This window comes from Streptomyces sp. NPDC005808, assembly GCF_042871385.1.
Classification (GTDB): domain Bacteria; phylum Actinomycetota; class Actinomycetes; order Streptomycetales; family Streptomycetaceae; genus Streptomyces.
On record NZ_JBIAIK010000001.1, the window covers coordinates 556,569 to 575,540 of the forward strand.

The following is an 18,972-nucleotide window of genomic DNA, read 5'->3' on the forward strand; positions in this document are numbered from 1 at the left end:
AGCGGCCGTCCGACGGTACGTGGTTGGATGCGAGGAAGAGGGTGTTCGGGGGCATGGGCCAGCCCAAAGCTGTGCTGTCCTCCGGGGACACCGCAGGGAAGTTTTCGAGGGACCGGCAGGCGGGAATCGCAAGGAACTGGCAGGCGGGAATCGTGAGGATCTTCGGCAAGGGACGACACCGGCCCTCCGCCTCATGGCGGCAGGCCACCGACCGTGCGTTCACGCTGATCGGCGACGGCCGGTACGAGGACGCGGGCGCGCTGCTGACGCGCGCCGCGGACCTGGAGCCGTGGCTGTCCGAGTCCTGGTTCAACCTGGCGCTGCTGCACAAGTTCCGGCACGACTGGGAGCAGGCGCGGGCGGCGGGACTCCGGGCCGTGGCCCTCCTCGACCGGGAGACGGGCGCACCCGACTGGTGGAACGTGGGCATTGCCGCGACCGCCCTCCAGGACTGGCCGCTGGCCCGCCGTGCCTGGCAGGCGTACGGGCTGCGGGTGCCCGGCGGCGCCGCCGTCTCCGGGGAACCGGTGGGCATGGACCTCGGCAGTGCGGCCGTACGGCTGTCTCCCGAGGGTGAGGCGGAGGTCGTGTGGGGGCGGCGGCTGGACCCCGCCCGCATCGAGGTGCTGTCCATTCCGCTGCCGTCCTCCGGGCGGCGCTGGGGTGAGGTGGTCCTGCACGACGGGGTGCCGCACGGTGAGCGGACGACCGCCGCCGGACACGCCTACCCGGTGTTCGACGAGATCGAGCTGTGGGCGCCGTCGCCCGTCCCCACCTGGGTGGTGCTGCTCGAAGCGGCCACCGAGGACGACCGGGACGCCCTTGAGCAGCTCGCCGCCGACGCCGGCTTCGCCGCCGAGGACTGGTCGTCGTCCGTACGGCTGCTGTGCCGTATGTGCTCCGAGTCGCGCATGCCCTCCGACGAGGGTGACGGTGAGCATCTCGACCCGCACGATCACAGCGAGCCCGGCCATCCGGGGCCGCTGGGCCACCGCACCGACGGGCAGCTGTGGGTGCCCGAGCGCGAGTGCGGTCTTGCCGCTCCCGCCTCGCTGGTGCGCGGACTGCTCGACGGCTGGGTCGCGGACAGCCCGGACAGCCGGGACTGGCGGGATCTGGAAGAGGTCTGCTGAGCGGTCGCCGAGGATCGCCGGGAAGTCACCTTGCCGTTCCCCGTAGGCTGTACCCGCAGATTTCAGGGATCCAGGAAGGCGTACGTCGGTCATGGCGCAGCAGGACACCGATCAGCAGCACGCGGGCGTGCTCCCCGTGGACGACGAGGGCTTCGTCATCGACACCGAGGACTGCGAGGAGCGCGAGGCCGACTACCGCGAGCGCGGTACCTCGCGGCCGATCACCGTGGTGGGGAACCCGGTGCTGCACAAGGAGTGCAAGGACGTCACCGAGTTCGGCGACGAGCTGGCGCAGTTGGTCGCCGACATGTTCGCCAGCCAGCACACCGCCGAGGGCGTGGGCCTGGCCGCGAACCAGATCGGCGTCGACCTGAAGGTGTTCGTGTACGACTGCCCCGACGACGACGGCAAGCGGCACACCGGCGTGGTCTGCAACCCCGTGCTCGTCGAACTGCCCGCCGAGCAGCGCCGCCTGGACGACAGCAACGAGGGCTGCCTCTCCGTACCGACCGCGTACGCGCCGCTCGCACGCCCCGACTACGCCGAGGTCACCGGGCAGGACGAGAAGGGCAACCCGATCAAGGTGCGCGGCACCGGTTACTTCTCACGCTGCCTCCAGCACGAGACGGACCACCTGTACGGGTACCTGTACATCGACCGGCTCTCCAAGCGTGAACGCAAGGACGCGCTGCGCCAGATGGCCGAGAACGAGCCTCGCTACCCGATCGTGGCGAACGGCTGAGCGCGGCCTCGACGAGCGGCTGAGCAACCACCACGAGTGCGTGAGCAGCCATGACGAACGCCTGAGGTGTCGCGGTGAACGTCTGAGACAGAATTTGACAGTTGGTGCTCGCGATCTCTTCTGAGCCATCACCATGGTCTGTCTGCGTGGCGCCTGGTCAGAGGCCTCCTGATCAGGCGCCGTTCGTATGTGTGTCGCACGTTCGATCCCATGTGCTCATCAAGCGATCCAGATTCAGTCATACAAGGGGAGATTCTCGGCACCATGGGGCGGTGAGTGGAGCAAATCCGTTCCCAGAACGGTCAGTTGTGGTGCTGAATAGGAAGTGCGGGGATACGCAACGGCGCACGCCCGGCACAGCGGGAGGGGCGTGACGTCAACAGGCGGCTGAGAGGGGTTTGTTCGTGCATGCTTTCTCACAGAGCACATCATCGACACCAACAGTGGTCGCGGTTCCACCGGCGCTCTCTCTCCCGGTGATCGAGGCCGAGTTTCCCCGTCAACTCCACCCGTATTGGCCCAGGCTCCAGGAGAACACCCGGGCCTGGCTCCTCGAAAGGCGGCTGATGCCGCCCGACAAGGTCGAGGAATATGCCGACGGCCTGTGCTACACCGACCTCATGGCGGGCTACTACATTGGCGCCCCGGACGAGGTCATGCAGGCGATAGCGGACTACAGCGCGTGGTTCTTCGTCTGGGACGACCGCCACGACCGCGATGTGATCCACGGCCGGCCGGGCGCCTGGCGGACGCTCAGGTTCCAGTTGCACGCGGCCCTCGACTCACCCGGGAACCATCTGCACCACGAGGATCCCCTGGTCGCGGGGTTCGCGGACAGCATGGTGCGGTTGTACTCGTTCCTCGGCACGAAGTGGAACGAGCGGTTCGCACTCCACTTCCACGCGGTGATCGAGGCGTACGACCGGGAGTTCCACAACCGTACGTCCGGCACGGTTCCCAAGGTCGAGGAGTATCTCGAACTCCGTCGGCTGACCTTCGCGCACTGGATCTGGACCGACCTCCTCGAACCGAGTGCGGGGCGTGAACTCCCGGTCTCGGTGCGACATCATCCGGCATATCGGAAGGCCGCTCTGCTCAGCCAGGAATTCGCCGCCTGGTACAACGATCTGTGTTCGCTCCCCAAGGAAATAGCGGGCGACGAGGTCCACAATCTCGGAATCAGTCTCATTCACCACGAGGGGCTGACCCTGGAAGAAGCCGTCACGGAAGTCAGGCGACGCGTCGAGGAATGCATCAGCGAATTCTCGGTCGCCGAGAACGACGTATTGCGGCTCGCGGACACTCTCGTGGACGGGACGGTGCAGGGCAAGGAATCGAGCGTCGCCCTTAAGGCGTGCGTGAGCAATATGCGGAACTGGTTCAGTTCCGTGTACTGGTTCCACCACGAGTCCGGCCGGTACATGGTCGACAGCTGGGACGACCGCTCCACACCCCCGTACGTCAACAACGAAGCGGCAGGTGAGAAATGACCGTCGAGTCTGTGCGACCCGAGGTCCCTCGGACGCTGGAACTGTCCACCCCACCCCTCGCGGGCGGCGGAGTACCCGGCCTCGGCCACGGCTGGAAACTGGTCCGTGACCCGCTCGGCTTCCTGGCCCAGCTCCGCGACCACGGCGACGTCGTCCGGCTGAAGCTGGGCCCCAAGACCGTGTACGCGGTCACCACCCCCGAACTCACCGGGGCGCTGGCGCTCAACCCCGACTACGCGATAGGCGGCCCGCTGTGGGAGTCCCTCGAAGGGCTCCTCGGCAAGAAGGGGGTCGCCACCGCCAACGGGCCGCAGCACCGACGCCAGCGGCGGACGATCCAGCCCGCGTTCCGGCTCGACATCATCCCCGAGTACGGGCCGATCATGGAGGAGGAGGCGCGTGCGTTCGCGGCACGCTGGGAGCCCGGAGGGGCCGTCGACTGCACCTCGGAGTCGTTCCGCGTCGCCGTCCGGATCGCGGCCCGCTGCCTGCTGCGCGGCCAGTTCATGGACGAGCGGGCCGAACGCCTGAGCGTCGCGCTCGCCACCGTCTTCCGCGGCATGTACCGGCGCATGGTCATCCCGGCGGGACCGCTCTATCGGCTGCCGCTTCCGGCCTACCGCAAATTCGATCGTGCATTGGCTGATTTGCACGCACTTGTCGACGAGATCATCGTCGAACGTCGTACATCTGGTCAAAAGCCGGACGATTTGCTGACAGCATTGCTGGAAGCGAAGGACGACAACGGCGACCCCATCGACGAACAGGAGATCCACGACCAAGTCGTCGCGATACTCACCCCCGGCAGCGAAACCATCGCGTCCACCGTCATGTGGCTGCTGCAAGTCCTCGCTGCATATCCGGAACAGGCGCGGCGGATCAGTGAGGAGGTCGAATCCGTCACGGGCGGCCGGCCCGTGGCATTCGGCGACGTCCGTAAGCTGTCGCACACGAACAATGTCGTCGTCGAGGCGATGCGTTTGCGTCCGGCCGTATGGATATTGACGCGGCGGGCGGTGAACGAAACCGAGCTGGGGGGCTATCGCATTCCTGCCGGCGCCGACATCGTCTACAGTCCGTACGCGGTCCAGCGCGATCCGCTGTCGTACGAGCGGCACCTCGATTTCGACCCCGATCGCTGGCTTCCGGAACGGTCCAAGGACCTGCCGAAGTACGCGATGCGCCCGTTCAGCGTGGGCAACCGGAAGTGCCCGAGTGACCACTTCTCGATGGCCCAGCTGAGTCTCATCACGGCGACGGTCGCGTCCAGGTGGCACTTCGAGCAGGTGTCGGGCTCCGATGACGCGACACGCGTCGGCATCACGCTGCGGCCGCACCGGCTGCTGCTGAAGGCCCTTCCGCGCTGACCCCGCGTCCGTACCGGCGCGCGTTCAGGCAGCCTGCGGGCCTCTGAACGTGCGCCGGTACGCCTGCGGGGTCGTCCCCAGAGTCCGTACGAACTGATGGCGCAACGCCGCCGCGTTCCCGAACCCCGTGCGGCCCGCGATCGCGTCCATCGTCTCGTCCGACGCCTCCAGCAGGTCCTGGGCCAGCAGCACCCGTTGACGCAGGATCCAGCGGTACGGCGTGGTGCCGGTCTCCTGCTGGAAGCGGCGCGCGAAGGTGCGGGGCGACATGTGGGCGCGGGCCGCGAGCTGTTCGACGGTCACCTCCTCGTCGAGGTGGCGCTCCATCCACACCAGCACCTCGCTGACCGTGTCGCACTCGGTGCGCGGCAGCGGCCGCTCGATGTACTGGGCCTGGCCTCCGTCGCGGTGCGGCGGCACCACCATGCGCCGCGCGATGGCGTTGGCGACCTCCGGCCCGTGCTCCTTGCGCACGATGTGCAGGCAGGCATCGATCCCGGAGGCGGTGCCGGCCGAGGTGATCACCGGGTCCTCGTCGACGTACAGCACGTCCGGCTCGACGATCGCGCGCGGATACTGGCGCGCGAGCATCTCGGTATGGTGCCAGTGCACAGCACAGCGCCGTCCGTCCAGGAGTCCGGCCGCGCCGAGCACGAAGGCGCCGGAGCAGACGCTGAGCACCCGGGCGCCTCGGTCCACCGCCCGGCGCAGCGCGTCGAGCAGCTGGGGCGGATAGTCGCGTACGGCGTAGGCGCTGCCGGCCGGTACGACGACCAGGTCGGCCTCGTCGAGGCGGTCCAGGCCGTAGGGGGTGGAGATCGTCATCCCGGGGACGTGGGTGGTGAGCGTCGGGCCCTCGGCCGAGACGGCCGCGAAGTCGTACACGGGCAGTCCCTCGTCGCCGCGGTCGAGGCCGAACACCTCGCAGACGACGCCGAGTTCGAAGGGGTGTACGCCGTCGAGCAGCGCGACGGCCACGTTCTTCAGCACAACTTCACCTCGCCTGGTGGCGGCGGGCCGGCCTGTCCGGCGTCTTCGGCCGGGAGACCGGGGGTCGGCCCCGGGCAGGCACAGCAACGTGCTTACCAGTGTGCCTCAGAAGTGGCAGTAATTCGAGGGTGTGCGGCAGTCCTGCCACTGACCTCGGCGGGCGATCGGCGCGACAGTAGACGACATGAACGCACTCACAGACACACTCACCGTCCTCGGAATCCTCCTGATCCTGGCCCTTCCCGCACTGGTCGGACACACCCGCGAGCGGCGTATCGACCGGCAGCTGCGGGCGGCGGCAGCGCGCCGGTCCGGCCAGGCCTCGGCCGACCGGGGCCTGCGCGGTCTCACCACGAACGATGTCGCGCGCGCGGCGTGAGCGGCGACGAGTAAGACGAGTAAGCGGCATGAGCGGCATGAGCGGCGACGAAAAAAGTGACCGCCCCGGCCTCACGGCCCGGGGCGGTCACTGTGACAGCGGCAGTTCCTAGAAGTCCTCGTCCAGATCGACGGTGCCTTCCACCGCCACCTGGTACGCGGACGCACGGCGCTCGAAGAAGTTGGTCAGCTCCTGGACGCCCTGGAGCTCCATGAACGAGAACGGGTTCTCCGAGCCGTACACCGGAGCGAAGCCCAGGCGCTGCAGGCGCTGGTCGGCCACGCACTCCAGGTACTGGCGCATCGAGTCGGTGTTCATGCCCGGCAGACCCTCACCGCACAGATCGCGCCCGAACTGCAGCTCGGCCTCGACGGCCTCCCGCAGCATGTCGGTCACCTGCTGCTGGAGCTGGTCGTCGAAGAGCTCCGGCTCCTCCTTGCGGACGGTGTCGACGACCTCGAACGCGAAGGACATGTGCATCGTCTCGTCGCGGAACACCCAGTTGGTGCCGGTCGCCAGGCCGTGCAGCAGACCCCGGCTGCGGAACCAGTAGACATACGCGAAGGCACCGTAGAAGAAGAGCCCCTCGATGCACGCGGCGAAGCAGATGAGGTTGAGCAGGAAGCGGCGGCGGTCGGCCTGGGTCTCCAGGCGGTCCAGCTTCTCGACCTCGTTGATCCACTTGAAGCAGAACTCGGCCTTCTCGCGGATGGAGGGGATGTTCTCCACCGCGTCGAAGGCAGCCGCACGGTCGTCCGGATCGGGCAGGTAGGTGTCAAGGAGCGTCAGGTAGAACTGGACGTGCACCGCCTCCTCGAAGAGCTGGCGGCTCAAGTACAGCCGCGCCTCGGGGGAGTTGATGTGCTTGTAGAGGGTCAGCACCAGGTTGTTCGCCACGATCGAGTCGCCTGTCGCGAAGAACGCGACCAGCCGGCCGATCATGTGCTGCTCGCCCTCCGACAGCTTCGCGAGATCGGCGACGTCCGAGTGGAGGTCGACCTCCTCGACACTCCAGGTGTTCTTGATGGCGTCCCGGTAGCGCTCGTAGAAGTCGGGATAGCGCATGGGGCGGAGGGTGAGTTCGAAGCCCGGGTCGAGAAGGTTCTTCTGGGTGGTGCTCACTGGCAGGCCTCGCAGGAATCGGGGTTTTCGAGGGAGCAGGCGACGGCGTCCTCGTCGGGGGTCGCCTGCACGGGGATGGTCTTTTCGGGCTGTGCCTGGGCCTGTGCCGCGCGGGCGATGCGGGTCGCCGGGCGGGAGCGCAGGTAGTACGTCGTCTTCAGGCCCGACTTCCAGGCGTACGCGTACATCGAGGAGAGCTTGCCGATGGTCGGTGTCTCCAGGAAGAGGTTCAGGGACTGCGCCTGGTCGAGGAACGGGGTGCGGGCGGCGGCCATGTCGATCAGGCCGCGCTGCGGGATCTCCCACGCCGTGCGGTACAGGTCGCGGACGTCCTGCGGGACCCAGGTGAAGCCCTGCACCGAGCCATTGGACTCGCGCAGCGCCTCCCTCGTCTGCGCGTCCCACACGCCGAGCTTCTTCAACTCGGCGACCAGGTAGGAGTTCACCTGGAGGAACTCGCCGGACAGCGTCTCGCGCTTGAACAGGTTCGACACCTGCGGCTCGATGCACTCGTAGACGCCCGCGATCGAGGCGATGGTGGCGGTGGGCGCGATGGCGAGGAGCAGCGAGTTGCGCATGCCCGTCGTGGCGATGCGTTCCCGCAGGGCACTCCAGCGCTCCGGCCAGTTCAGCTCGGTGTCGTAGTGGTCGGGGTGCAGGACGCCGCGGGCGGTGCGGGTCTTCTCCCAGGCGGGGAGCGGCCCGTTGCGCTCGGCGAGGTCCGCGGACGCCTCGTACGCGGCGAGCATGACGCGCTCGGCGATACGGGTGGAGAGTGCCTTGGCCTCCGGCGAGTCGAAGGGGACGCGCAGCTTGAAGAAGACGTCCTGGAGGCCCATCGCGCCGAGGCCGACCGGGCGCCACCTGGCGTTGGAGCGGCCCGCCTGCTCGGTCGGGTAGAAGTTGATGTCGACGACCCGGTCGAGGAAGGTGACCGCGGTGCGGACGGTCTCGTCGAGACGCTCCCAGTCGATGTCGCCGGCCGTCGTGTCGACGAACGCGCCGAGGTTCACCGAGCCCAGGTTGCAGACCGCCGTCTCCCCGTCGTCCGTGACCTCAAGGATCTCGGTGCACAGGTTCGAGGAGTGGACGGTGTGGCCCGGCTCCGCCGTCTGGTTGGCGGTGCGGTTGGCGGCGTCCTTGAAGGTCATCCAGCCGTTGCCGGTCTGCGCGAGGGTGCGCATCATGCGGCCGTAGAGGTCGCGGGCGGGAATCGTTTTCCTTGCGAGGCCCTGGGCTTCCGCCTCGCGGTACGCCGCGTCGAACTCGTCGCCCCACAGGTCGACCAGTTCGGGCACGTCGGACGGGGAGAAGAGCGACCAGAGGGCGTCCTCGTTCACGCGGCGCATGAACTCGTCCGGGATCCAGTGCGCGAGGTTCAGGTTGTGCGTACGGCGGGCTTCCTCACCGGTGTTGTCGCGCAGCTCCAGGAACTCCTCGATGTCGGAGTGCCAGGTCTCCAGGTAGACCGCGGCCGCGCCCTTGCGCCGGCCGCCCTGGTTCACCGCGGCGACCGAGGCGTCGAGGGTCTTCAGGAACGGGACGATGCCGTTGGAGTGCCCGTTCGTGCCGCGGATCAGTGAACCGCGGGCGCGGATACGGGAGTACGACAGGCCGATGCCGCCCGCGTGCTTCGAGAGGCGCGCGACCTGGTGGTAGCGGTCGTAGATGGAGTCCAGCTCGTCCAGCGGGGAGTCGAGGAGGTAGCAGGACGACATCTGGGGGTGGCGCGTACCGGAGTTGAAGAGGGTGGGGGAGGAGGGGAGGTAGTCGAGGCGGCTCATGAGCCGGTAGAGCGCCTCGACTTCGGTGAGGGCGCGCGTTGTGTCGTCTTCCGCCAGACCGGACGCCACGCGGAGCATGAAGTGCTGGGGCGTCTCGATGACCCTGCGGGTGATGGGGTGGCGGAGGAGGTAGCGGCTGTGCAGCGTGCGCAGGCCGAAGTAGCCGAAGCGGTCGTCGGCTTCGGTGTCGATGAGTGCGTTCAGGCGCGCGGTGTGCAGGCGTACGAAGTCCGCGGTGCGGTCCGCGACGAGGCCCTCGCGGTGGCCGACGGTGACCGAGTCTGAGAAGGTCCGCACGCCCTGCGAGGCGGCTTCCGCCGCGATGCTGATCGTCAGCAGCCGGGCGGCCAGCTTCGAGTAGACGGGGTCCTCGGAGATCAGGCCCGCCGCGGCCTCGGTGGCCAGCTCGCGCAGCTCCGCGGTGATTTCGGAGGCCCCTCGTGCGGACCGGCCGCGCAGTGCGGCGGCGGCGACTCGGCCGGGGTCGGCGTCGGGGAGGTCGGCGGTGAGGTCCGTCAGGGTCCGCAGCAGTGCGGCACCGGGGCCGTCCGTCTCCACCGGGGCCTGCTGCGTAATCGCTGAGGCCGGGTCGACTGGCGCGATGGTCACGTGGGGCTCTCCCTCGCTGGGCACGGGGCCTTGGGGAGGGTGGCGGGGCACACGAGCGCACGCTCTTGGGCAGCGATGCGCCGCGTCCACCGGCCCATTCCGCGAGGCCCGGACGTCATGTCACCCGGGCCGGCCGGCCGGGGCGCACTGTCGGCAGGTCCTCGGACTGGACTCGCACGCGAACGAACGCGCATAAGTACACCGTTGCGGGACAGTTCCGGATTCGCACCGGATTCCCCTGCGGCGACAGCGAGCATGAGCATACATCTTGTGCCGGGGCGCTGTGGTACCCCCACATGTTGTGTGTCGTGTCGGCTTCGGGCCGTCGTGGGTCGGGGCCGTACCGGAGCATCCGTCCTCGGTCAGGCGCGGAATCGGTTGCCCAAGAGGGGAGCGGCGTTGACGCGCCAGCCGCTGCGGGCGGACGTTCCGGCACGTCCCCTTCTGCCGGTGGGCACCAACTAGCCCGTCCGGCGTTTGAGGACGAGCGCGTTCGGCGCGATGCGGGGGTCTGGGGGCGTAGCCCCCAGGAACAAGGGACGGGTAGGGGCGGAGGGGGCGAAAAGAATCCCCCCAGCCCCCACCCGGTGGTCAGTGCGTTGATCCCGCCGTGGCCGGCGGGAGTTCCACCTGTACGCCCTTGTCGCCGGCGTCTGCCGTGTAGTCCTCGGGGCTCGTCTCGTCGATGCCGTCGGGGGCGTTGAAGGCGCGGAGGGCGAAGGTGAGGACCACGGTCACCAGGACGTTCAGGACGAACGCCGTCAGGCCGATGTAGCCGATCTCGCCGATGCCGGGGATCTCCTTGGAGCTGCCGCCGAAGTGCTTCTGGGTGGGCGAGGCCACGCCGTACGCCGCGAGGGTGCCGTAGAGCATGCCGACGGCCCAGCCCGCCAGAAGGGCCCAGCGGTGGAACCAGCGGGTGAAGAGGCCGCCGACCAGGGCCGGGAAGGTCTGCAGGATCCAGATGCCGCCCAGCAGCTGGAAGTTGATGGCGACCGTCTTGTCCATGGTGAGGACGAAGGCGAGGGCGCCGACCTTCACGAGGAGGGAGACCAGCTTGGAGACCTTGGTCTCCTGGGCGGGAGTGGCGTCCGGCTTGATGAAGTCCTTGTAGATGTTGCGGGTGAAGAGGTTCGCCGCCGCGATCGACATGATGGCGGCGGGGACCAGGGCGCCGATGCCGATCGCCGCGAAGGCCACGCCCGCGAACCAGTCCGGGAACATGTTCTCGAAGAGCTGGGGGATGGCGAGTTGGGCATTGTCCACCTGCACTCCGGCCGCGATCGCCATGAAACCGAGCAGGGCCAGCAGGCCCAGCATGAGGGAGTACAAGGGGAGGATCGTGGTGTTGCGGCGGATCACCTCGCGGCTGCGGGAGGAGAGCGTCGCCGTGATCGAGTGCGGGTACATGAACAGGGCCAGTGCCGAGCCGAGGGCGAGGGTGGCGTACGTCCACTGGCCCGCTTCGGCCGGGACGGTCCCGCCCGCGCCCGCTGCGGTGTACTTGTCGTTCGCCGCCTTGAAGATCTCGTCGAAACCGCCCAGCTTGATCGGGATGTAGATGATGGCCACCGCGATCACGATGTAGATCAGGGTGTCCTTCACGAACGCGATCATGGCGGGGGCGCGGAGGCCCGAGGAGTAGGTGTACGCGGCCAGTACGCCGAAGGCGATCAGAAGGGGCAGGTCCTTGACGAACCAGTTGGTGTTCTCGCCGCCTCCTACGCCCATGACGTCCAGGACCGCCTGGATGCCGACCAGTTGGAGTGCGATGTACGGCATCGTGGCGAGAATGCCCGTGATTGCTACGGCGAGGGACAGGCCCTTCGAGCCGAAGCGGCCTCGTACGAAGTCCGAGGTCGTCACGTAGCCGTGCTTGTGCGAGACCGACCAGAGGCGGGGCAGGAACGTGAAGATCAGCGGGTAGACGAGGATCGTGTACGGCACTGCGAAGAAGCCGGCCGCGCCCGCCGCGTAGATCGCGGCCGGTACGGCCACGAAGGTGTACGCCGTGTAGAGGTCGCCGCCCAGCAGGAACCAGGTGACCCAGGTGCCGAACGACCGGCCGCCCAGGCCCCATTCGTCGAGGCTCTGCCCGTCGGCCGCCCTGCGCCAGCGTGCGGCCAGGAAGCCCATGACCGTGACGGCCAGGAAGAAGAAGATGAAGACGGCGAGTGCGACGCCGTTCACGCCGTCGTTCATGATCCGGCACCCCCCTTGCGGGCGCGCTGGTCGCGCTGCCACAGCTTGTACGCGGTCATCGTGAGGGCGGCCGAGATGAACACCCAGAGCATTTGGTACCAGTAGAAGAACGGGATTCCGATGAAGGTCGGGTCGGTCGTGGCGTACGAGCCGACCCACAGCATCGCGACGAACGGCGCGAGCAGGCAGAGGGCGATCACCACCCGGACCGGTGTCACCACTGGTGGCTTCACTTCAGGCGCATCTGACATATGGCGGCTCCGTCCCCTCACTGATCACCTGGTGTAACGCGCAGGCAATCTAGGCGACGAGGTCAGGTAAACGGAACCCCTGTCCATATGTCAGTCTGCGAATGACGTCCGGATAGCTGTATATGGGTCCTCAGCAGCAGCGGAACCCCTGCCGGGGGTCCTTGTCCCGGCGGGCCGTTCGCATCCGCTCGAACTCGCGCCGGGTGGGGACGGCCGCGGAGGGGTGACCTTCTCGGATGTGCTCGATATGGCGGTCGTATGCTGATTCGTCCGTCAATTCCCGTACGTACCAACGGACTCCGCTAATCGCCTTGTGCAGCACCGACCGCATCCAGCTCCTCCGCCTTCTCCTGTTTGGTCGGGATCAGCCCGGCCGGGGCGATGATCTTCGACTTCACGTACGGTGCCTCGGTCAGGGTGGAGAGCGCGGGGCGGCGTATGTGACGGATGCAGACCCGGGCCGCGTCCGCGATCACGACGATGACCAGGACGGCCAGGGCCGCCGCGAGGACGCCGTCCACCGTGGAGTTGGTGACGACCGTGTGCATGTCGTCCATGTTCTTCGCGGGTGGCAGGACCTTGCCCGCGTCGATGCCGTCCTGGTACACCGAACGCTGCTTGAAGAAGCCCACGCGCGGGTCGCTGGAGAAGACCTTCTGCCAGCTCGCGGTGAGGGTGACGACCGCGTCCCAGATCAGCGGAACCCCGGTCACCCAGGCCCACTTGAGGCGTCCGGACTTCACCAGGAGTGTCGTGCAGACGGCCAGGGCCACCGCGGCGAGCAGCTGGTTGGAGATGCCGAAGATCGGGAACAGCTGGTTGATGCCGCCCAGCGGCTCGTGGACGCCGACCCAGAGGAAGTAGCCCCACAGGGCGCACACGATGCCGCTGGTGATGACGAGGCCGGGCTTCCAGCTTACGTTCCTGAAGGGCCGGTAGACGTTGCCCAGCATGTCCTGGAGCATGAACCGGCCCACACGCGTGCCCGCGTCGAGGGCGGTCAGGATGAACAGTGCCTCGAACATGATCGCGAAGTGGTACCAGAAGGCCCGCAGGCTCCCGCCGGTTACCTGGGAGAAGATCTCCGAGACGCCGAGGGCGAGGGTGGGCGCGCCGCCGGTGCGGGAGAGGAGGGTGGACTCCTCGACCTGCTGTGCGGCCTTCGCCAGGTCCGCGGGCGAGATGGTGTAGCCGAGGTTCGCCACCGCCTGCGACGCCGATTCGACGGTGGTGCCGATGACTCCGGCCGGCGCGTTCATCGCGAAGTACAGGCCCGGGTCGATGATGCTCGCGGCGACCAGCGCCATCACGGCGACCGACGACTCCATGAGCATGGAGCCGTACCCGATCATCCGGATCTGCGTCTCCTTCTGGATCATCTTCGGTGTGGTGCCGCTGGAGATGAGCGAGTGGAAGCCGGACAGCGCGCCGCAGGCGATGGTGATGAAGACGAACGGGAAGAGCGAGCCGGCGAAGACCGGGCCGTCGCCCCGCGAGGCGAAGTCCGTGACGGGGTCCATCTTCAGGGTCGGCAGAGCGATGATGACGCCGAGCGCGAGCAGGGCGATCGTGCCGATCTTCATGAAGGTGGAGAGGTAGTCGCGGGGCGCCAGGAGCATCCACACGGGGAGGATCGAGGCGATGAAGCCGTACGCCACCATCCAGATGACCAGGGTGGAGGGGGCGAGGGTGAAGGTGTCGGCCCATGACGACTCCGCGACCCAGCGGCCCGCGACCAGCGCGAGCAGCAGCAGTCCGACGCCGATCAACGACACCTCGGTGACCCGTCCCGGCCGCAGCACCCGCATGTAGAAGCCCATCAGCAGCGCGATCGGGATGGTCATCGCGATGGAGAAGGTGCCCCACGGCGACTGCGCGAGCGCGTTGACGATGACCAGGGCGAGCACGCCGAGCAGGATGATCATGATGGCGAAGGTGGCGACCAGCGCGGCGGCCCCGCCGAACGGGCCGATCTCCTCGCGGGCCATCTGCCCCAGCGAGCGGCCGTCGCGGCGCGTGGAGAAGAACAGGACGACCATGTCCTGGACCGCGCCCGCGAAGATCACGCCGACGATGATCCAGATGGTGCCGGGCAAGTAGCCCATCTGCGCGGCCAGTACGGGGCCGACGAGCGGGCCCGCCCCCGCGATCGCGGCGAAGTGGTGGCCGAGCAGCACGCGCCGGTCGGTCGGATGGAAGTCGATGCCGTCGTTCAGCCGCTCCGCCGGGGTCGCCCGGGTGCTGTCGAGTTTGAGCACCTTGTAGGCGATGAACTTCGAGTAGAAGCGATAGGCGATGGCGTACGAGCAGAGCGCGGCGGCGATCATCCAGGCGGCCGACACCTCCTCGCCCCGCGAGAGCGCGAGTACGGACCAGCCCGCGGCACCTACCAGCGCGACGAGGGTCCAGATGACGATGGATCGAGTGTTCGCGGTGCGCACCGGGTCGTCCTCCCGTCCATGCGATGACGGGGGGACCGTAGAACAGGAAGAGGAGTAGCGCTACGCCTCCTGCACCACCCCAAGTGCTTTATTCCTGGGGGAGCATGAGCACCGCTAGTCCTGGGGGCGCTTCAGGCGCGCCACGAACTTGTACCGGTCCCCCCGGTACACCGACCGCACCCACTCCACCGGCTCGCCGTGTCTGTCGAGCGAGTGGCGGGAGAGCATCAGCATGGGCAGGCCGACGTCGGTGCCGAGCAGGCCGGCCTCGCGCGGGGTGGCCAGCGAGGTCTCGATGGTCTCCTCGGCCTCGGCGAGGTGGACGTCGTACACCTCGGCGAGCGCGGTGTAGAGCGAGGTGTACTTGACGAGCGACCTGCGCAGGGCGGGGAACCTCTTCGCCGACAGGTGGGTCGTCTCGATCGCCATCGGTTCGCCGCTCGCCAGGCGCAGCCGCTCGATGCGCAGGATGCGGCCGCCCGCGGTGATGTCGAGCAGGCCGGCGAGGGTCTCGTCGGCGGTGATGTAGCCGATGTCCAGGAGCTGCGAGGTGGGTTCGAGGCCCTGGGCACGCATGTCCTCGGTGTACGAGGTGAGTTGCAGCGCCTGGGAGACCTTCGGCTTGGCGACGAACGTACCCTTGCCCTGGATGCGTTCGAGGCGGCCCTCGACGACCAGTTCCTGGAGGGCCTGACGGACGGTCGTGCGGGAGGTGTCGAACTCCGCGGCCAGGGTGCGCTCGGGCGGCACCGGGGTGCCCGGCGGGAGCGTCTCCGTCATGTCGAGAAGGTGTTTCTTCAGGCGGTAGTACTTGGGCACGCGCGCGGTACGGATGGGGGCCCCACCCTCGTTCTCCGCACTGCTGACGTCGGTGCTCATGTCCTGCCTTCCCGGCTCCGGTGCCGAAGCGGCCGACATAACCGATCGGCCACGGCTCACATCGTGGCACGGCTTGTCGTGCGAGTATCCCCCCGCACGCTCCGTGACCCCCTCTTATACCGTCGGCGTTCATGGTTGGTCTAGTCCATCGAGCACGGACCGGCTGAGCGTACGGGTGAACGCGCCCGCCTGTTATGCCACTTACCTACTTAAAGGTCCCTGCGTATGTCGGTCCCATAACGTCCGACTGGACGTGCTTGTACACCCTTGACACCCGTTCTAGGTCTAGGCCAAGCTCCCCGTACTGGTCTACACCATTGGTCCAGGTCCCAGCCCCACGGGCAGTACTCGGCGTGTGTCACGCGGTGGGCAGGGGGGATTGTGGCATCCCTGAGGAGGATGGCGTGAAGCGCAAGCTGATAGCCGCGATCGGTATCGCGGGAATGATGGTCTCCATCGCAGCATGTGGGGGCGACGACGGGGGCAGCGACACCGGCGCCGACGGCTTCAAGGGCGACACCCTGACCGTGTGGGCGATGGACGGCTCGACCCCTCCCGGCTGGACCAAGGACCTGACGGCGGAATTCGAGAAGCAGACCGGCGCCACGCTGAAGTTCGAGACCCAGCAGTGGGACGGCATCCAGCAGAAGATCACCACGGCGCTCTCCGAGGAGAACCCGCCGGACGTCATCGAGGTCGGCAACACCCAGACCCCCGCCTACGCGGCCACCGGCGGTCTCGCCGACCTGAGTGACCTCAAGTCGGAGATCGGCACCGACTGGACCGAGGCCCTCAACGAGTCCTCCGTCTTCGACGGCAAGCAGTACGCGGCTCCGTGGTACTTCGCCAACCGCGTCGTCATCTACAACAAGAAGGTCTGGGCCGACGCCGGCATCACGGACACCCCGAAGACCCGTGACGAGTTCTTCACGGACCTCAAGGCCATCGAGAGCAAGACCGACGCCGAGCCGCTCTACCTGCCGGGTCAGAACTGGTACTTCTTCGACGGCCTCACCATCGGCCAGGGTGCCGACCTGGTGAAGAAGGACGGCGACAAGTACGTCTCCAACCTCGCGGACCCGAAGGTCGCCGCGGCCATGGAGATCTACAAGGAGTACCAGTCCTTCTCCGACGCCCCCAAGGACAAGGACGAGGCGACCCCGCAGCAGGCCGACGTCTTCGCCAAGGGCAACGTCGGCGCCTTCATCGGCATGGGCTGGGAGGCCGGCACCGCCATCGCGGCCAACAAGGCCATCGAGAAGGACATCGGCTACTTCACCATCCCGGGTGAGACGGCCGACAAGCCCGAGGGTGTCTTCCTCGGCGGCTCCAACTTCGCGGTGGCCGCCGGCAGCGAGAAGCAGGAGCTCGCCAAGGAGTTCCTGAAGCTGGCCCTGTCCGACAAGTTCGAGGGCGCGCTCGCCAAGGAGAACGGCGTCATCCCGAACAAGGTGTCGCTGGAGTCCAACCTGGCGGCCAACCCCGCCGCCGTGGCAGCCGCCCCGGCCGCGGCCTTCGGTGGCACCACGCCGCTGATCCCCGAGTGGGCCGCCGTGGAGAACGACCCGAACCCGATCAAGTCCTACATGACCGCCGTGCTGAACGGTAAGTCGCCCGCCGAGGCGGCCGCACAGGTCGAGGACGAGATCAACAAGCGTCTCTCGCAGACGAGCTGATCGCCCGCGCGGGGCGCCCTCCCCACGGGGCGCCCCGACGCCGTGGGGCATGACCAGTAGGGCCACAGAGAGATGGCGAGCATGTCAGTGCAGACCGAACGCGCGGACTCAGTCCCGGCGGCCGGGACAGACAAGTCCGACGTACCCCCACCGGGTGAGGGACAGAACCCGACGCGGAAGCGAGGCGGCGCGTCCGCCCCCTATCTGCTCCTGCTGCCCGCGATTGCGGCCACCGCCGTGCTCCTGGGCTGGCCGTTGGTGAAGAACGGCATGCTGTCGTTCCAGAACCTGAACCCACGGCAGTTGATCCTCCACCTCACCGAGTGGAACGGGATCGAGAACTACAAAGAGGTTCTGTCCGGCTCCGAATTCTGGAACGTCGTCGTACGGTCGGTCGTCTTCACCGCCATCAACGTCGCCCTGATCATGGTGCTCGGTACCCTCGTCGGCCTGCTCCTCGCCCGGCTCGGCAAGCGCATGCGGCTGACGCTGCTGCTCGGCCTGGTACTGGCCTGGGCGATGCCGATGGTCGCGGCGACCACCGTCTACCAGTGGCTGTTCGCCCAGCGCTTCGGCGTCGTCAACTGGATGCTGGACAGGCTCGGCTGGCACTCCATGGCCGACTACAACTGGTTCGGCACCCAGTTCTCCACCTTCTCCGTGATCATTCTGCTGCTCGTCTGGCAGTCGGTCCCCTTCGTGGCGATCAACCTCTACGCCGCGTCGACCACGATCCCCAAGGAGCTGTACGAGGCAGCCGCCCTGGACGGTGCCGGTGGCTGGAAGTCCTTCACCTCGGTGACCTTCCCCTTCCTGCGCCCGTTCCTGTGGGCGACGACCTTCCTTGAGGTCATCTGGATCTTCAAAGCGTTCACGCAGATCTTCGCGATGAACCAGGGCGGCCCCGACCGGCTCACCGAGACCCTGCCGATCTACGCCTTTGTCGAGGGCGTCGGCAACCAGCACTTCGGCATGGGCGCGGCGATCTCGTTCCTCACCATCCTGACGCTGCTGGCCCTGACCGCGTACTACCTCCGGACCGTCATCAAGCAGGAGGAGGACGAGCTGTGAAGCGCTCCCTGATGGGCCGCCTGTGGCCCAACGCGACGGCGATCGTCCTCTTCGTGATCCTCGCGTTCCCCGTGTACTGGATGTTCGCCACGGCCTTCAAGCCGACCGGCGACATCATCTCCGAAACCCCCGTCTTCTTCCCGACCGAGGCGACCCTTGAGCACTTCAAGACAGCCATGGACGCGGACCACTTCTGGACGCTGGTCGGCAACTCCCTGACGGTCACGGTGCTCTCGGTGCTGATGTCGCTCGTCATCGCACTGTTCGCGTCGTTCGCGCTGGCACGTATGCGGTTCAAGGGGCGGCGCGGCTTCATCCTCACGTTCATGATCGCGCAGATGGCCCCCTGGGAGGTCATGGTCATCGCGGTCTACATGATCGTGCGCGACGCCGACATGCTGAACAGCCTGGTTCCCCTGACCTTCTTCTACATGGTCATGGTGCTGCCGTTCACCATCCTGACGCTGCGCGGGTACGTCGCCGCCGTGCCGAAGGAGCTGGAGGAGTCGGCCATGGTCGACGGCTGCACCCGCACCCAGGCCTTCATCAAGGTGATCTTCCCGCTGCTCGCACCCGGCCTGATGGCCACCTCGCTCTTCGGGTTCATCAGTGCCTGGAACGAGTTCCCGATGGTCCTCATCGTCAACAAGGACATCGAGTCCCAGACCCTCCCGCTGTGGCTGAACAGCTTCAAGACGGTCTTCGGAGACGACTGGGGGGCCACGATGGCGGCGTCCTCGCTCTTCGCCATCCCCATCCTGGTCCTCTTCGTCTTCCTTCAGCGAAAGGCCGTCAGTGGCCTCACCTCAGGCGCTGTGAAGGGATAACGCCGACCG

At 67.5% G+C, this 18,972-nt stretch carries 16 protein-coding genes and 1 riboswitch; of the genes, 8 read left to right on the plus strand and 8 right to left on the minus strand.

The genetic code is table 11. From position 1 onward, the window contains the following. Positions 1-152 precede the first annotated feature (152 nt). The 4 genes from ACFYPC_RS02505 to ACFYPC_RS02520 all read left to right on the plus strand — a co-directional run bounded on the left by ACFYPC_RS02505 (position 153) and on the right by ACFYPC_RS02520 (position 4,732). Positions 153-1,133, plus strand: coding sequence for a tetratricopeptide repeat protein (locus ACFYPC_RS02505; protein WP_384382639.1), 981 nt, complete (start codon positions 153-155; stop codon positions 1,131-1,133). Positions 1,134-1,224: 91 nt separating this feature from the next. Then, the gene (def, locus tag ACFYPC_RS02510) at positions 1,225-1,875 is read left to right on the plus strand and encodes a peptide deformylase (RefSeq protein WP_388669435.1); all 651 of its coding nucleotides are present in this window, start codon (positions 1,225-1,227) and stop codon (positions 1,873-1,875) included. A gap of 404 nt (positions 1,876-2,279) precedes the next feature. Then, a complete protein-coding gene (gene cyc1, locus ACFYPC_RS02515) occupies positions 2,280-3,365 on the plus strand; it encodes an epi-isozizaene synthase (RefSeq protein ID WP_388669438.1) in 1,086 nt (361 codons plus the stop codon). Beyond that, positions 3,362-4,732, plus strand: coding sequence for a cytochrome P450 (locus ACFYPC_RS02520; RefSeq protein WP_388669442.1), 1,371 nt, complete (start codon positions 3,362-3,364; stop codon positions 4,730-4,732). Before cyc1 ends, ACFYPC_RS02520 begins: the two co-directional genes overlap by 4 nt. Positions 4,733-4,756: 24 nt before the next feature. On the opposite strand, the gene ACFYPC_RS02525 is transcribed toward ACFYPC_RS02520, so the two are convergent. Then, complete coding sequence (locus ACFYPC_RS02525) at positions 4,757-5,722, minus strand: GlxA family transcriptional regulator (RefSeq protein WP_388669445.1); 966 nt, start codon at positions 5,720-5,722, stop codon at positions 4,757-4,759. A gap of 184 nt (positions 5,723-5,906) precedes the next feature. On the opposite strand from ACFYPC_RS02525, the gene ACFYPC_RS02530 reads away from it, so the two are divergent. Next, positions 5,907-6,101, plus strand: a complete 195-nt coding sequence (locus tag ACFYPC_RS02530; RefSeq protein ID WP_388669448.1) for a hypothetical protein — start codon at positions 5,907-5,909, stop codon at positions 6,099-6,101. A gap of 108 nt (positions 6,102-6,209) precedes the next feature. On the opposite strand, the gene ACFYPC_RS02535 is transcribed toward ACFYPC_RS02530, so the two are convergent. The 7 genes from ACFYPC_RS02535 to ACFYPC_RS02565 form a co-directional block, all read right to left on the minus strand. Beyond that, positions 6,210-7,166, minus strand: coding sequence for a ribonucleotide-diphosphate reductase subunit beta (locus tag ACFYPC_RS02535; RefSeq protein WP_388670030.1), 957 nt, complete (start codon positions 7,164-7,166; stop codon positions 6,210-6,212). A 53-nt stretch (positions 7,167-7,219) separates the two neighbouring features. Further along, positions 7,220-9,616, minus strand: a complete 2,397-nt coding sequence (locus tag ACFYPC_RS02540; RefSeq protein ID WP_388669451.1) for a ribonucleoside-diphosphate reductase subunit alpha — start codon at positions 9,614-9,616, stop codon at positions 7,220-7,222. Positions 9,617-9,750: 134 nt separating this feature from the next. Continuing rightward, positions 9,751-9,909: riboswitch (cobalamin riboswitch) on the minus strand. 298 nt (positions 9,910-10,207) lie between these two features. After that, entirely contained in the window at positions 10,208-11,818 is a 1,611-nt protein-coding gene (mctP, locus tag ACFYPC_RS02545; protein ID WP_388669454.1) for a monocarboxylate uptake permease MctP, read from the minus strand. Further along, on the minus strand, positions 11,815-12,069 hold the full coding sequence (locus tag ACFYPC_RS02550; RefSeq protein WP_388669457.1) for a DUF3311 domain-containing protein: 255 nt from the start codon (positions 12,067-12,069) through the stop codon (positions 11,815-11,817). Before ACFYPC_RS02550 ends, mctP begins: the two co-directional genes overlap by 4 nt. Before the next feature lie 130 nt (positions 12,070-12,199). Further along, complete coding sequence (locus ACFYPC_RS02555; protein ID WP_388669460.1) at positions 12,200-12,400, minus strand: YbdD/YjiX family protein; 201 nt, start codon at positions 12,398-12,400, stop codon at positions 12,200-12,202. Continuing rightward, on the minus strand, positions 12,372-14,510 hold the full coding sequence (locus ACFYPC_RS02560) for a carbon starvation CstA family protein (RefSeq protein WP_388669463.1): 2,139 nt from the start codon (positions 14,508-14,510) through the stop codon (positions 12,372-12,374). Before ACFYPC_RS02560 ends, ACFYPC_RS02555 begins: the two co-directional genes overlap by 29 nt. Before the next feature lie 114 nt (positions 14,511-14,624). Beyond that, the gene (locus ACFYPC_RS02565; protein ID WP_384382628.1) at positions 14,625-15,389 is read right to left on the minus strand and encodes a GntR family transcriptional regulator; all 765 of its coding nucleotides are present in this window, start codon (positions 15,387-15,389) and stop codon (positions 14,625-14,627) included. A 404-nt stretch (positions 15,390-15,793) separates the two neighbouring features. Here ACFYPC_RS02565 and ACFYPC_RS02570 point away from each other — a divergent pair, with 404 nt between their 5' ends. The 3 genes from ACFYPC_RS02570 to ACFYPC_RS02580 all read left to right on the plus strand — a co-directional run bounded on the left by ACFYPC_RS02570 (position 15,794) and on the right by ACFYPC_RS02580 (position 18,963). Next, on the plus strand, positions 15,794-17,065 hold the full coding sequence (locus ACFYPC_RS02570; RefSeq protein WP_388669466.1) for an extracellular solute-binding protein: 1,272 nt from the start codon (positions 15,794-15,796) through the stop codon (positions 17,063-17,065). An 81-nt stretch (positions 17,066-17,146) separates the two neighbouring features. Further along, positions 17,147-18,136 carry a carbohydrate ABC transporter permease gene (locus ACFYPC_RS02575; RefSeq protein WP_388669469.1) on the plus strand — a complete coding sequence of 330 codons (990 nt, stop codon included), beginning with the start codon at positions 17,147-17,149 and terminating at the stop codon, positions 18,134-18,136. Then, positions 18,133-18,963, plus strand: coding sequence for a carbohydrate ABC transporter permease (locus ACFYPC_RS02580; RefSeq protein ID WP_388669472.1), 831 nt, complete (start codon positions 18,133-18,135; stop codon positions 18,961-18,963). The genes ACFYPC_RS02575 and ACFYPC_RS02580 overlap by 4 nt, the downstream gene beginning before the upstream one ends. Positions 18,964-18,972 lie beyond the last annotated feature (9 nt).